General features: G+C 70.9%; 12 protein-coding genes. 5 read left to right on the forward strand and 7 right to left on the reverse strand.

What is annotated here, in order from left to right; genetic code table 11:
- The first annotated feature begins 357 nt into the window (after positions 1-357).
- Complete coding sequence (locus tag ACGFWI_RS36255) at positions 358-3,639, forward strand: sacsin N-terminal ATP-binding-like domain-containing protein (RefSeq protein ID WP_393910332.1); 3,282 nt, start codon at positions 358-360, stop codon at positions 3,637-3,639.
- A gap of 75 nt (positions 3,640-3,714) precedes the next feature.
- On the opposite strand, the gene ACGFWI_RS36260 is transcribed toward ACGFWI_RS36255, so the two are convergent.
- Both ACGFWI_RS36260 and ACGFWI_RS36265 read right to left on the reverse strand, forming a co-directional pair.
- Positions 3,715-3,930, reverse strand: a complete 216-nt coding sequence (locus ACGFWI_RS36260; RefSeq protein ID WP_393910333.1) for a DUF397 domain-containing protein — start codon at positions 3,928-3,930, stop codon at positions 3,715-3,717.
- Positions 3,914-4,753 (reverse strand): Scr1 family TA system antitoxin-like transcriptional regulator, encoded by an 840-nt coding sequence (locus ACGFWI_RS36265; RefSeq protein ID WP_393910334.1) that lies wholly within the window; start codon positions 4,751-4,753, stop codon positions 3,914-3,916. The genes ACGFWI_RS36260 and ACGFWI_RS36265 overlap by 17 nt, the downstream gene beginning before the upstream one ends.
- A 164-nt stretch (positions 4,754-4,917) precedes the next feature.
- Here ACGFWI_RS36265 and ACGFWI_RS36270 point away from each other — a divergent pair, with 164 nt between their 5' ends.
- A complete protein-coding gene (locus tag ACGFWI_RS36270) occupies positions 4,918-5,262 on the forward strand; it encodes a hypothetical protein (RefSeq protein WP_393910335.1) in 345 nt (114 codons plus the stop codon).
- 3 nt (positions 5,263-5,265) lie between these two features.
- Here ACGFWI_RS36270 and ACGFWI_RS36275 read toward each other — a convergent pair whose 3' ends face one another.
- The 4 genes from ACGFWI_RS36275 to ACGFWI_RS36290 form a co-directional block, all read right to left on the reverse strand.
- A complete protein-coding gene (locus ACGFWI_RS36275) occupies positions 5,266-5,451 on the reverse strand; it encodes a hypothetical protein (protein ID WP_393910336.1) in 186 nt (61 codons plus the stop codon).
- Between the two features lie 140 nt (positions 5,452-5,591).
- A complete protein-coding gene (locus ACGFWI_RS36280) occupies positions 5,592-5,771 on the reverse strand; it encodes a hypothetical protein (protein ID WP_393910337.1) in 180 nt (59 codons plus the stop codon).
- A 147-nt stretch (positions 5,772-5,918) separates the two neighbouring features.
- Complete coding sequence (locus ACGFWI_RS36285; RefSeq protein ID WP_393910338.1) at positions 5,919-8,333, reverse strand: HAD-IC family P-type ATPase; 2,415 nt, start codon at positions 8,331-8,333, stop codon at positions 5,919-5,921.
- A 68-nt stretch (positions 8,334-8,401) separates the two neighbouring features.
- Positions 8,402-8,662 carry a DUF2530 domain-containing protein gene (locus ACGFWI_RS36290; RefSeq protein ID WP_393910339.1) on the reverse strand — a complete coding sequence of 87 codons (261 nt, stop codon included), beginning with the start codon at positions 8,660-8,662 and terminating at the stop codon, positions 8,402-8,404.
- 273 nt (positions 8,663-8,935) lie between these two features.
- Between ACGFWI_RS36290 and ACGFWI_RS36295 the strand changes: the two genes are divergently transcribed.
- Positions 8,936-10,408, forward strand: a complete 1,473-nt coding sequence (locus ACGFWI_RS36295; RefSeq protein ID WP_393910340.1) for an NCS2 family permease — start codon at positions 8,936-8,938, stop codon at positions 10,406-10,408.
- Here ACGFWI_RS36295 and ACGFWI_RS36300 read toward each other — a convergent pair.
- Entirely contained in the window at positions 10,401-10,592 is a 192-nt protein-coding gene (locus tag ACGFWI_RS36300) for a hypothetical protein (RefSeq protein WP_393910341.1), read from the reverse strand. The genes ACGFWI_RS36295 and ACGFWI_RS36300 overlap by 8 nt on opposite strands.
- 130 nt (positions 10,593-10,722) lie before the next feature.
- On the opposite strand from ACGFWI_RS36300, the gene ACGFWI_RS36305 reads away from it, so the two are divergent.
- Entirely contained in the window at positions 10,723-11,187 is a 465-nt protein-coding gene (locus ACGFWI_RS36305; protein WP_128505212.1) for a MarR family winged helix-turn-helix transcriptional regulator, read from the forward strand.
- A gap of 29 nt (positions 11,188-11,216) precedes the next feature.
- Positions 11,217-12,647, forward strand: coding sequence for an MFS transporter (locus ACGFWI_RS36310; RefSeq protein ID WP_393910342.1), 1,431 nt, complete (start codon positions 11,217-11,219; stop codon positions 12,645-12,647).
- The last annotated feature ends 132 nt before the right edge of the window (positions 12,648-12,779 follow it).

Here is a 12,779-nt window from a genome sequence, read left to right on the forward strand (position 1 = left end):
ATTGGGGGGGGTGGGGGGGGGGCGGGTGGGGTGGGTGTGCGGACGTAAAGCGCAGCAGTCCGCACACCCACCCCGGAGGCCCCGCCACCGGCACCCACCACCCAGGCCGGGCCCCACCCCAAACGCACCTCCCGCCGAAGGCGGGAACCCCCACCCGCCGAAGGCGGGAACCCCCACCCGCCGAAGGCGGGAACCCCCACCCGCCGAAGGCGGGAACCCCCACCCGCCGAAGGCGGGGACCCCACCCGCCGACAGGCGGCAAGGCGGGAAAAGAACTCACCGGCGGGACACGGCGCCGCACCCGCCAACGTGGGGCGATACCGTCGGCCCACCGACACACGCTTAGGGAGACGGACAGTGACAGCTACGTCGTGGGTGCGAGGCGCAGCCGGAGACCCGTTCGGGACGGCCCGACTGCGGCGTGGCGTGCTGGATGCCTGGGCCGCCTCGCCGGCCCGGTTCCGGGAGGATGCCAATGCTGAGGAGGACCTGGCGCTCGGCGGCTACCGGGACCGGCTCGCCGTGGAGCTGGCGCAGAACGCGGCGGACGCGGCGGCGCGGGCGGGCGTCCCCGGCCGGCTGCGGCTGACCCTGCACGCGGCCGACGGCGACGCTCCCGCCGTACTCGTCGCGTCCAACACCGGCGCCCCGCTGGACGCCACCGGCGTCGAATCGCTGTCGACGCTGCGCGCCTCCGCGAAGCGGGAGGCCAGTGCGTCGGCCGGTGCGGTCGGCCGGTTCGGCGTGGGCTTCGCCGCGGTGCTGTCCGTGAGCGACGAGCCGGCGCTGGTGGGCCGTACCGGCGGGGTGCGCTGGTCGCTGCCCGAGGCGCGGGCGATGGCGGAGGAGGTCGCGGCGCACAGCCCCGGCCTGGGCGGTGAGTTGCGCCGGCGCGACGGCCATGTCCCGCTGCTGCGGCTGCCGCTGCCCGCCGAGGGCGGGGCGCCCGAGGGGTACGACACCGCCGTCGTGCTGCCGCTGCGGGACGTCGCGGCGCAGGATCTCGCCGAGCGGCTGCTGGACGGGATCGATGCGGCGCTGCTGCTGACCCTGCCGGGGCTGGCCGAGGTCGTGATCGAGACCCCTGAGCACGTACGGGAGTTGAGGCGGAGTCAGGACGGCCCCTATGTCCTGATCGAGGACAGTGAGCGCGGCGCCACCCGGTGGCGGGTGGCGGGCGACGGCGGTCCGCTGGACACGGCGCTGCTGGCGGACCGGCCCGTCGAGGAGCGGCTGCGGCCGGCCTGGTCGGTGACCTGGGCGGTGCCGGTGGACGACGAGGGCGCACCGGCGCGGCCGGGAACGGCGCCGGTGGTGCATGCGCCGACGCCGACGGACGAGCCGCTGGGACTGCCCGCACTGTTGATCGCCTCGTTCCCGCTGGAGCCGACCCGGCGGCACGTCGCGCCGGGCCCGCTGACGGACTTCCTGGTGGAGCGGGCGGCCGCGACCTACGCGACGCTGCTGGGCGACTGGCAGCCGGTTTCGGTCGGCACCCTCGACCTGGTGCCGGGGCCGCTGGGCAAGGGCGGTCTGGACGGTGAGCTGCGCCGGCAGGTGCTGGAGCTGCTGCCCCGGGTGCGGTTCCTGCCGAGCGCGGGTGCGCCCGGTGGCCGGGCCGCCGAGCCCGAGGCACCGGCGGCGGACGAGTGGGACGAGGGCGACGGCGGCGTGGACCGCTTCGTGCTGCGCCCGGTGGATGCCGAGTTGGTGGAGGGCGCGGGCGCGGCGACGGTCGGGGTACTGGCCGAGCTGTTCCCCAGCCTGCTGCCGGCCGGCCTCGAACGCCGTCCGGAGCTGCGGGCGCTGGGTGTGGCCCGGGTGGGACTCGGCGAGATGGTCGACCGGCTGGCGGGCGTCGAACGGTCGCCCGGCTGGTGGTGGCGGCTCTATGACGCGCTGGCCGGCACCGACCCGGACCGGCTCAGCGGGCTGCCGGTGCCGCTGGCGGGCACGGCGGGCCAGGGGCCCGGCGCGGGCAGCGGCGTCCGGACCACGATCGGGCCGCGCCAGGTGCTGCTGCCGCTGCCCGGTGGCGGCTCCGACGAGGACGCCGCGGCCCGGCACCGTACGCTCGCCCGGCTCGGACTGAAGGTCGCCCACCCCGACGCGGTGCACCCGCTGCTGGAGAAGCTGGGCGCCACCCCGGCCCAGCCTCGTGCCGTACTGACCACGCCCCAGGTGCGCGCGGCCGTGGCGAACTCGCTGGACGCGGACGAGGACGCCTACGACGTCTTCGCCGACGAGACCGAGGGCGGGGCGGGAGCTCCGCTGGGCGCCGATGAGCTGGCGGAGACCGTGCTCGGGCTGGTCCGGGACGCCAACCTCGCGCCGGGCGACGAGCCCTGGCTCGGGGCGCTCGCCCTGCCCGACGAGGACGGCGAGCTGGCGCCCGCGGGCGAGCTGGTGTACCCGGGCAGCGCCTTTGAGCGGGTCATCCGGGAGGGTGAACTCGCTGCCTGTGACGCGGAGTTGACCGAGCGATGGGGCGAGCAGCCGCTGACGGCAGTCGGCGTCATGGCCGACTTCGCGCTCGTACGGGCCACCGATGTGGTGCTCGACCCGGACGAAATGGAGCCGCGGGACGGGGACTTCGCCGAGCCGGACGACGTCGGGCTGCTGGACGCGGTGGACGTGTGGTGCGAGGACATCCTCGACGCGCTGCCGGAGACCCCCGTACCGCCGGTGGTGACCGAACTGGTGGCGGTGCGCGACCTCGACCTGGTCGACGACGACGCCTGGCCCGAGGTGCTGGCCATGCTCTCCCGCCCGCCCCTGCGCGACGCCCTGACCGCCCCGGTGCGGGTGCTGCTCCCCGACGGCACCACCGAATCCGTCCGCCCGTACACCGCCTGGTGGCTGCGCGGACACCCGGTGCTCGACGGACGCCGGCCCGCCGGTCTGCGCTCGGCGGGCGGCGATCCGCTGCTGGCCGGGCTGTACGAGTCCGCGGATGCGGGCGAGGTCGATGCGCAGGTGCTGCGCGCCCTCGGCGTCCGCACGTCCGTCGCCGCGCTCCTGGACGAGCCCGGCGGCGCCGCGGAACTGCTGACCCGGCTCGCCGACCCCGAGCTGCCCGTCGGTGCCGCACAACTCCACGCGATCTACGGCCTGCTGGCGGACCTCGACCCCGATCAGGTGACGCTGCCCGACGAGCTGCGGGTCGTGCTCGACGAGGAGGTCCGGGTGGTGGACGCGGCGGATGCGGTGGTCGCCGACGCACCGGACCTGGTGCCGCTGGCGGCCGGCCTCGCCCTGCTTCCGGTGCGCCCGGCCCGCGCCGCCGAGCTGGCGGAGCTGCTGCAGGTCCGCCGGCTGAGCGAGGCGGTCAGCGCCGAGGTCCGCTCCGAGGGCGTACGCCACGAGGTGCCCGAGGCCGTCCGCGTACTGCTCGGCGCCGCCACCCCCGAGGCATACCTCGAACACGAGGAACTGCTCGTCGGCGACAGCCCCGACGACACCACCGAACTGGACTGGCGCCGCACACCGGACGGCACCCTCCACGCCGCGACACTGGAAGGCGTCGCGGCGGCCCTGGCCTGGGCAGCGGCTCAATGGCCCCGCCGCTTCGAGGTCGCCGCCCTCCTGGAGGACCCGCAGCGGGGGGAGGAGCTGGCGCGGGCGCGGTGGTTCGACTGACGGCTGATCAGTATGGGTACGGCCTCCGCCGCGTTGCGGCGGGGGCCGCTTCCATGGGGCGTTGCGGGGACCGGCTCAGCCTGCGAACTCTCCGCTCTTGACGGCGGTGATGAAGGAGGCCCAGCCGTCCGCGGGGAAGGCCAGCGCGGGACCGGTCGGGTTCTTGGAGTCGCGAACGGGGACGGTGCCGGGCATTCCGTCGGCGACCTCGATGCACTCGGCGCCCTCGCCGTTGCTGTAGCTGGACTTGCGCCAGCCGGTCAGAGCGGACGCGTCAGGAATCGTCTTCATGCTCGTACTCTCTCAGGTAGCCCCTGATCAGGTCGAGAGATTCTCTCTCCGGCAGCGCCTTGGAACGAGCGACGTCAAATCTCTGCGTGAGTTCCAGAATCCTGCCCGGCGACTCCACCGGCTGCCCAGAGGCGAAGCTCTCGACGTAGCCGATCGTAGCGCCGTTCTGAAAGGTGAGCAGGCTCAAACTCCCACCCAGCAGGGGGTGTTCCCCCTGGGTGAAGGGAAGGACCTGAACCCAGATGCGGGGGGACTCAACCGCCTTGAGCATGTGGCGAATTTGACCGCACATGCATGCTGCGCCCCCGATTGGGCGCTTCAATGCCGCTTCATCCATGATTGCCCAGTAGAACGGCGACTCCGCCTTGTCGAATACGCGCTTGCGGCGCATCCGCGTGGCGACCCGCCCATTTATCCGCTCCTCGGATTCACCTGGAAGCGACGTCCGGATCAGGGCACGCGAATAGTTCTCGGTCTGTAGAAGCCCGGGAATCAGGCTGCTGCCGAATACCTGAATACGCGTGGCTTTGCGCTCGTTCTCAACGATCGCTTGCCCGTAGTCGGGAATTGAAGAGTCCTGCGCCATGGTCAGCAACTCGACGAAGAGTCCGTCCGTGGCGAAGTGTGCGTCCAGGGCCTCGGCCAGCGCTTCGGACGGCAACTGCTCCCCCCGCTCCACCCGGCTGAGGTACGTATGCGGGTAGCCGACCTTGTCGGCGAGGGCTCGCTGCGAGAGGTCCGCGGCCTCCCGCAGGCGGCGTAAGCGCCGGCCCAGTACCGAGCGTGGGGTGGCCCTGTCGTCGTCCTCGTTGTTCAGCTCCACTGCTCGAACACACCTTCAACTCGCTGTCCACTGGCGGACTTTGGTGACACCTACGGCGTGCACTCAGCGTATTCCGTCAGCAATGCTGAGTGATGACGAAAAGGCCCCCGCGACCGCTGCCACGGTCCGGGGGTGTGGTCATCAGCCCTATGGAGGTCGACGACATGAATCACGCTATCGAGAAACCTTCCGGCGTGACGGGGGAACACCACGGCCCCGTACGGCTTCTGCCCTGGTCGAGTCCCGACGGCAAGCCCTGTTATCTCGTGGGTGAGGGCGGCGGGTATGTCTCCCGGGTCGCTGACGAGGTCGAGGGCGTACAGCTCGGCATGGCGGACGACATTCTCGGTCACGCGGAGGACATGCTCGGCGGTCGGCAGGTCACCAGTCGCGAGCTGCGGTTCCTCGCCCGGGGGTTGGCCGACGCGCTGCGGGACGTGCGACGCGTTGCGGAGAGCCGGGGTGCTCGGCTGTCCGCGCCGGGGGCGTGCGCACGACGCGCACCATAGGGGTCAGTTCGAGCGGAATCTCTTGACGAGGCTCCAGATGACGACGATCGCGGAGAGGGCGAGGAGGGGCCACACCCACCAGTCGATGGTGCCGTCACCGGTGCCGCTGTAGTGGCCGCCGGTGTGGTGGTGGTAGTGGCGACGCGAGCTCGCCAGCACCCTGTACGCCAGGTCCCCGTGGAATGTCATGGGGCAGGAGCGTAGTACGGCAACAGCGCCCGGGGTATCGGCCGGGCAGGTTCTCTTGGGGCCTTCGCACCGCCCGCGGAGCGGGGAAGCGCGGGTGCCCCCTCAGCCGCGTAGCGCGCGATGCGCGCCGCGGCCGTCGCTCACCTGGTCCGCAGCCGCTTCACGAGCACCCAGCCGACCCCGAGGACGACGCCGACCGGGATCATCCACCAGGCGCCGCCGAACGAGGCGCCGGGGGAGTGGGTGCCGTAGTGACTGGAGTGGTGGTGCGAGCGTGCCAGCAGTTCGAAGGCGTGGGCTGCTGAGTGGTGGAAGGCCATGGGCACGGACTCTAGGGGAGGCGGGGCGGGCGTGGGGATGCCGGGGTGGCCGCGGTGGCCGGGCCGGTTTGCCGGGCTGTGCTCGGGGGCGGGGCTGAGGTTCCGGCCCCGTTTCCGCGGGTCGGGCCGAGGTGCCGGCCCCCTTCGTCAGGCCGGGAACCGTCGGGCCACCCACCGCCAGGTGATCTCCAGCAGGACCGCCGCCGCCACCGCGATGGCGACGGCCGCCCACGGCATCGTCGTGCCGACCAGGCGCAGGTCGAAGAACGTCTGCAGCCCGGGGGTGGCGAGGACGGCGACGAAGGCCAGGCCCATCGCCAGGATCAGGGCGATCCGCCACCAGGTGTAGGGGCGGGCGATGATCACCAGTACCCACATCGCGGCGAGGAAGAGGGTCAGGGTCGCGGCACTGGTCTCGGCGGGCAGGGCGTGCGGGCCGGTGTAGTAGCTGCGGGCGAGCAGGTAGGTGGCGAAGGCGGCGAGGCCCGTGATCAGGCCGGACGGCACCGCGTAGCGCATCACCCGGCGGACGAAGTGCGGTTTGGCGCGCTCGTTGTTGGGGGCCAGGGCGAGGAAGAACGCGGGGATGCCGATGGTCAGGGTGGAGAGCAGCGTCAGATGCCGCGGCAGGTACGGGTAGGGGATCTGGCAGCAGGCCACCAGGATCGCGAGCAGGACGGAGTAGACGGTCTTGGTGAGGAAGAGGGTGGCGACCCGGGTGATGTTGCCGATGACCCGGCGGCCCTCGGCGACGACCGAAGGCAGCGTCGCGAAGCTGTTGTTGAGCAGGACGATCTGGGCGACGGCGCGGGTCGCCTCCGAGCCGGAGCCCATCGCGACGCCGATGTCGGCGTCCTTGAGGGCGAGTACGTCATTGACGCCGTCGCCGGTCATCGCGACGGTGTGACCGCGGGACTGCAGGGCCGCGACCATCTCCCGCTTCTGCTGCGGGGTGACCCGGCCGAAGACCGCGGCCTTTGCGACCGCGGCCGCCATGGCGGCCGTGTCGCCGGGCAGTTCGCGCGCGTCCACCGGGTCGTCCGCGCCCGGCAGCCCCAGTTTGCCGGCCACCGCGCCCACCGACACCGCGTTGTCGCCGGAGATCACCTTGGCCTGGACGCCCTGTTCCGCGAAGTAGTGCAGGGTGTCGGGGGCGTCCGGGCGCAGCCGCTGTTCCAGGACGACCAGTGCGGTGGGCCGTAGGGCCCCGGTGACCTCGGGGTCGTCCAGCTCCCGTTCGGTGCGGGCCAGCAGCAGTACGCGCAGGCCCTGTGCGTTGAGGCCGTCGATCTCGGTGAGGTGATGGTCGGCGGGTGGCAGCAGGACGTCCGGGGCGCCGAGCAGCCAGGTGGTGCTCTCGCCGTCCGGGCCGTTGAGGGCGGCGCCGCTGTATTTGCGGGCGGAGGAGAACGGCAGTGCCCGGGTGCAGCGCCAGCCGTCGTCCGCCGGATATGCCTCGATGATCGCCTGGAGGGAGGCATTGGGCCGCGGATCGCATGCGCCGAGCGCGCCCAGCACCTTCTCCACGTGCGCCTCGTCGTCGTCGAGGGAGCGCAGCCCGTTGACGTCCATCCCGCCCTCGGTGAGCGTGCCGGTCTTGTCCAGGCACACCACATCGACCCGGGCCAGCCCCTCGATGGCGGGCAGCTCCTGGACCAGGCACTTCTTGCGGCCCAGCCGGATGACGCCGATCGCGAAGGCGACGGAGGTGAGCAGCACCAGGCCCTCGGGGATCATCGGCACGATGCCGGCGACCATCCGGCGGATGGCCTCGTCGCCCGGCAGACCGAGGGTGAGCAGATGGCTCAGGATGAGACCGATCGCGGTCGGGATCATCATCCAGGTCACGTACTTGAGGATCCGGCTGATGCCGGTGCGCAGCTCGGAGTGGACCAGGGTGAAGCGGCTGGCCTCCTCGGCGAGCCGGGCCGCGTACGCCTGGCGGCCGACCTTGGTCGCGGTGAAGGCACCGCTGCCCGCGACGACGAAGCTGCCGGACATCATCCGGTCGCCGGGCTTCTTGAGGAGCGGATCGGCCTCGCCGGTCAGCAGCGACTCGTCGACCTCCAGGCCGTCGCTCTCCAGCACCTCGCCGTCGACGATGACCTTGTCACCGGTACCGAGTTCGAAGACATCGCCGAGGACCACTTCATAGGTGGGGATCTCGACGGCGACCCCGTCGCGCCGGACGGTCGGCCGCGCCTCCCCGATGACCGCCAGGCTGTCCAGGGTCCTCTTGGCGCGCAGCTCCTGGACGATGCCGATGCCGGTGTTGGCGACGATGACAAAGCCGAACAGGCCGTCCTGGATCGGGCCGACGATCAGGATGATCACGAAGAGCACGCCGATGATGGCGTTGAAGCGGGTGAAGACATTGGCGCGGACGATCTCGGCCGCCGAGCGGGAGGACCGTACGGGAACGTCGTTGATCTCGCCCCGGGCGACCCGCTCCGCGACCTCGGCGGCGGTCAGTCCGGGGTTGACCGGTTCCTGAGCGGTCCGTCGGGCCGGCTCGCGGCCCGGTCCGGGGTGCTCGGTTTCGGCCCTCGCCCGCTCCGTCATGACCTCGACGTTACGGGCGGAATGCGCACTTCACCCGCCGACTGGGCGGGGCGGTGGGGGGTGTGTGCTCAGGACCCGTCGTCCGTCGCCGCGGCGCGCTTGATCGCGGCGTCCCGGGCCCGGACGTACCAGATGCCCACCAGCCCGAGGCCGCCGCCGGCCAGGCAGGTCCACACCCACCAGGTGTGGCCGTGGTCGGCGAACCAGCCGTAGAAGGGGAGCTGGCCGAGGAAGAGCACGAACCAGATGATGGTGCCGCCGGTGATCGTGCCGACGACGGGGCCCTCGAAAGGCGCCGGGGCCTCGCGCAGTTCGGACTTCTTCCACATGGTGGCCAGCTTACGGGGAGGGAATGCGGGGGCCGCGGGCGGCGGTGGGCAGGGCGCGGAACGCCGCGGGGTGGCCTGCCGGATGCTTGCGCCACAAGGGTCTACGCGCGGAGATAGCGATCACCGCATTGTTTATTCATACTGAACCTTTCTGGATACGGCTGGTTTAGCTCGTCTATTCATCCAACCTGATCCGGTTGTTTCTGATTCTGTACGTGTTCCAGGCCCCCGGGCCCCCACGCCTGCCCAGGCCCGTCCGACTGAGGTCCCCGCATGCCCCCCTCGGCCACCACGCCGGTCGACACCCTCGAAAACCCCGGTCCGAAGCCTCCCAAGAACGGCTTCGACCGCTTCTTCAAGATCTCTGAGCGGGGGTCGACGGTCGGTCGCGAACTCCGCGGCGGCCTGGCGACGTTCTTCGCGATGGCCTACATCATCGTGCTGAACCCGATCATTCTCGGCTCCGGAGTCGATAAGTTCGGCCATCATCTCGACAACGCCCAGCTGGTCACGGCCACCGCCCTGCTGGCCGGTCTGAGCACGGTACTGATGGGCGTCATCGGCAATGTCCCGATCGCCATCGCCGCGGGCCTCGGCATCAACGCCGTGGTCTCTTTGCAGCTCGCACCCAAGATGAGCTGGCCGGACGCGATGGGCATGGTCGTGCTCGCCGGTCTGGTGCTGATGGTCCTGGTCGCCTCGGGGCTGCGGCAGCGGGTGATGGACGCGATCCCCAACGGACTGCGGCGGGCCATCGCCATCGGCATCGGCCTGTTCATCTCGCTGATCGGTCTGGTCGACGCCGGCTTTGTGACGCGTAACCCGGACGCCGCGCACACCACCGTGCCGATGAGCCTGGGGCAGGGCGGACAGCTCAAGGGCTGGCCGGTGCTGGTCTTCGTCCTCGGCCTGGTGCTGATGTTCGTGCTGATGGTGCGGAAGATCAGGGGCGCGATCCTGATCGGCATGGTCACCATGGCCGTCGTCGCGATCATCATCAACGCCGTCGCCCATATCCCGGACGCGGCCTGGGGCCTGTCGGTCCCCAACGTCCCGGACAAGATCGTCGACACCCCGGACTTCGGTCTGATCGGTCAGATCAGTCTCTTCGGCGGCTTCAAGGAAGTCGGCGTGCTGACCGGCTGCCTGTTCGTCTTCACCGTGCTGCTCTCCGGCTTCTTCGACGCGATGGGCACCATCATCGGCGTCGGCGAGGAGGCCGGGCTGCTGAACAACGAGACCGGCCAGCTGCCGAACATGGGCCGGATCCTCATGGTCGACGGCCTCGCGGTAGCGGGCGGCGGCTTCGGCTCCGCCTCCGCCAACACCTGCTTCGTGGAGTCCACGGCCGGTGTCGGCGAGGGCGCCCGCACCGGTCTCGCGAACCTGATGACCGGTGGCCTCTTCCTGCTCGCGCTGATCTTCACGCCGCTGGCGACCGTCGTCCCCTCGCAGGCCGCGACGCCCGCGCTGCTGGTCGTCGGCTTCCTGATCATGGCCTCGAACGTGCGGGACATCGACTGGGGCGACTTCACCGTCGGCATCCCCGCGTTCCTGACGATGGTCTCGATGCCGTTCACCTACAGCATCACCAACGGCATCGGCATGGGCATCCTGGCCTTCATCCTGCTGCGCACGGCGACCGGCCGCTTCAAGGAAATCCCCTGGCTGCTGAACGCCGTCGGGCTCTGCTTCCTGATCTACTTCCTGCTCGACCCGATCGAGCAGGTGCTCGGGGTCAAGTAGCGGGCCAGCGCACCCCCAGCTTCTTTGTCTCGTCGACCGACGACTGGAAGCGCTCGTCGAAGTCCTCGCGGATGAGCGTCCGGACCACATAGTCCTGGACGCTCATTCCGCGTTTTGCGGCGTGCTGCCGCATGCGCTCCAGCAGTTCCCCGTCCACGCGCAGGCTGAGCACTTCCGATCCCATACGGACACGGTCCCGTCCGTACGCGGTCAGGCGCGTCACTTTCGGCCGCGTCCTCACTCATATGGGTGATCCCCATCGGGCTGCACCCCTTGGCTTTCCTTAGAAAGGGTAATGAGTTATGCTAAAGACCATGCCGGAACTGTCCCGCCCCCAGCCTGACGGCCGGGAGGTGCCCCCAGACGACGCAGCCGCGGTGAACGCGCTGCGGTCCGCCGTGATGCGCCTGTCGCGCCGACTCAAGCATCAGCGGGTCGACGAATCGCTGAGCCCCACCGAGATGTCGGTGCTCGGCACCCTCGCCCGGTGCGGCCATGCCACCCCCGGCGAGCTGGCCCGCAAGGAGCATGTGCAGCCGCCGTCGATGACCCGCATCGTGGCCATGCTGGAGGCCAAGGGACTGGTCCGGCTCGAACCGCACCCCGACGACCGCCGTCAGAAGGTCGTCACCCAGACCGAACAGGCCGAGGCGATGCTCGAAGAGAGCCGCCGCAAGCGCAATGCCTGGCTCGCCGAGCTGGCCTCCGGGCTGGACGAGGACGAGTGGGCGAAGGTGCGGGCCGCCGCGCCCGTGCTGGAGAAGCTCGCACAGCTGTAGAAACCCGAGGCCGAGGAGGCGAACCCACTTTGAGTACGGGATCCGGAGCAGACTCCGCCCCCGCACCGAACTCCCAAGAAGACACGGTTTCCGACGACGCGACCGCGACCACTCCGGGCACCGCCCCGGGTGTCGCCGCAGGCCCCGCCGCCACACCGCGCAAGGGCACGTTCAGCTCCCTACGAATTCGTAACTACCGCCTCTTCGCCACCGGCCAGGTGGTGTCCAACACGGGCACCTGGATGCAGCGCATCGCCCAGGACTGGCTGGTGCTCAGCCTCACCGGCTCGTCCGCCGCGGTCGGCATCACCACCGCGCTGCAGTTCCTGCCGATGCTGCTCTTCGGGCTCTACGGCGGCGTCATCGCCGACCGCTTCGCCAAGCGCAAGCTGCTCCTGTTCACCCAGTCCGCCATGGGCCTCACCGGCCTCGCGCTCGCCGTGCTCACGCTGAGCGGCCATGTGCAGGTCTGGCACGTCTACCTGGTCGCCTTCGTCCTCGGGCTGGTCACCGTCGTCGACAACCCCTCCCGGCAGGCCTTTGTCTCCGAAATGGTCGGCCAGGACGAGCTGCGCAACGCCGTCAGCCTCAACTCCGCCAACTTCCAGTCCGCGCGGCTGATAGGGCCCGCCGTCGCCGGTGTCCTGATCACCGCTTTCGGCAGCGGCTGGGCCTTTCTGCTCAACGGCCTTTCCTTCCTCGCCCCGATCGCCGGCCTGCTGATGATGCGGACCGCCGAACTCCACAAGGTCGACCGTGTCCCGCGCAGCAAGGGCCAGTTGCGGGAGGGGCTGCGGTATGTGTCGGGGCGTCCCGACCTGATCTGGCCCATCGTCCTGGTCGGCTTCATCGGGACCTTCGGCTTCAACTTCCCGATCTGGCTGACCGCGTTCGTCTACCACGTCTACCACCAGGGCGCCGGCACCTACTCCCTGTTCAACGGGCTGATGGCGGCCGGTTCACTGATCGGCGCACTGCTCGCGGCCCGCCGTGCCACCTCCCGGCTGCGGATGCTGGTCGGCGCGGCGATCCTCTTCGGCGCCCTGGAGATCGCGGCCGCGCTCGCGCCGTCGTTCTGGGTCTTCGCGGCGCTCCTCGCCCCGATCGGCATGGTCGGCCTGACGATCAACGTCACCGCCAATTCGAGCATCCAGATGGCCACCGATCCGCTCATGCGCGGCCGGGTGATGAGCCTGTTCATGATGGTTTTCGTGGGCGGCACCCCGCTGGGCGCACCGGTGGTCGGCTGGGTCACCGACGCCTTCGGCGCCCGGATCGGCTTCCTGGCGGGCGGCCTGGTCTCCATGGTGTCCGCGGCCGTCATCGGCCTGATCCTCGCCCGGTTGGGCGGCCTCCGCCTCAAGATCGACCTACGGCGTGGCCGTCGGCACGTCGCCTTTGTGCCCCGGGTCTCCGCCACCACCGCCTCCGCGGAGCGGAACCTGGCTCCGGCGGCGTAGGGCGGGTTCGGCAGGAGCGATCCGCCGGCCCGGCCTGCGCCGAGGCCGGGCCCGGCCCGAACTGCCCGGCCCGGCCTCCGGGCCGGGCGGCACGTTGGTGGCCTTGATCCGCCGGACGGCACGAGCCCTGCG

It is taken from the genome of Streptomyces sp. NPDC048434 (assembly GCF_043200375.1).
Taxonomy (GTDB): domain Bacteria; phylum Actinomycetota; class Actinomycetes; order Streptomycetales; family Streptomycetaceae; genus Streptomyces.